Source organism: Thauera sp. AutoDN2 (assembly GCF_051280715.1).
In the GTDB taxonomy this organism is placed as follows: Bacteria; Pseudomonadota; Gammaproteobacteria; order Burkholderiales; family Rhodocyclaceae; genus Thauera.
The window spans coordinates 1-1,271 of sequence record NZ_JBNCAR010000104.1 but is presented as its reverse complement, the minus strand read 5'-3'; the positions used below and the strand labels follow the sequence as shown (position 1 = coordinate 1,271).

The following is a 1,271-nucleotide window of genomic DNA, read 5'->3' as shown; positions in this document are numbered from 1 at the left end:
CGCCAGGGCAATCGCACCTTCATGTCATAACCCCGAGCAGTTCGGCACGAAATTCGTCAATGGTCGCAGCCAGCATGCGCTTGGACTTGATGCTCGCCTTGCGCGTCGTGTTGAGCCGCAGCAGGTTCATCACGATGTGGCGGACGATGGCCAGGTTGTTGGCGGCGTAGCCGCTGCGTACGCGTGACTGATCCTCGTTGAACTGCACATCCAAACACCAATGAAGCCGATTCTCGATCTCCCAGTGACTGCGTACGGCCCGCGCGATACGCTCGGCGTCGGCGGGCAGGCTGCTGATGTAGAAGACGCGCTCGGTGCTGGTGTGATCGCCCACGGTGCGAATGCGCTCGACCACCGCGAAGCTTGCCAGGTCCTGCCAGTCCTCGGACTTGTAGAGGCGATCGATCGCGGCGTAGGCGCGGCATCGACGGATTTCGATGCGACCGTGGTCCTTGAGCGTGGTCTCGTGGGTCGAGCTCGGCGTCAGCGGCCCTCGCGGATCGATGTCGGCAAACAGGATCGAATCGTGCAGGTTCGGATGGTTCTCCTTCACGCACAGCACGTAATGCGCACCGCGCTCGCGGATCGTGCGGGCGATCTTTGTCTGGGTGCCCATTGCGTCGATCGTCACCACGCAGCCCTCGATCGCCAGCTTGGTAAGCAGTTCCGGAATCGCGATGATCTCGTTCGACTTCTCGGCGGTTGCCGTCTGGCCGAGCACGATGCCCATGCCGGCCGCGAACGCGCTCACCAAGTGCAGCGGACTGGCGTCGGTCTTGCTCTTGCCACCCGAGCGTCGGCTGGTCTTGCCGTCGATTGCCACGACCGTATCGCCGGCCAGCGCCGGCACCACCATGCCCACCCAGCGCCGGAAGGCCGATTCGAACTCGTCCGGCGCGATCATGCCGAACACACGGCCGATCGTGTCGTGAGACGGGATGCCGTGCTCAAGCTTCATGAAGCCTCGCAGCCAGTCGATCTTGGCCTCGGCCCACAGCTCGATGTCGACGAAGTCGTCGACACCCGACAGCACCGCACACACCGCCACCGTCAGCAGCTCGGCCAGGTCGTGGCGCGTGTGCCGCGCGCTGCGCGGGTCGGAAATCGAGACGAACACCTGCGTCAGCGGCATGACGTTTCCTGCCTTCATGGGAGGCCCAAAAAGGTAGGAAACTACACAATTTATGACGTTGTGAACAGAGGCCTCGCAAGGTCATGAAAGTTAACGGGATTTTAGATGAGGCTATGCGAAGTAGGTGCGATTGCCCTGG

Annotated in this window: 1 protein-coding gene; it reads right to left on the bottom strand. The window is 62.4% G+C overall.

Annotation, left to right across the window (positions count from 1 at the left end):
- Window positions 1-19: 19 nt before the first annotated feature.
- The gene (locus ACPT9U_RS17705; protein WP_435751923.1) at window positions 20-1,150 is read right to left on the bottom strand and encodes an ISAs1 family transposase; all 1,131 of its coding nucleotides are present in this window, start codon (window positions 1,148-1,150) and stop codon (window positions 20-22) included.
- Between the last annotated feature and the right edge of the window lie 121 nt (window positions 1,151-1,271).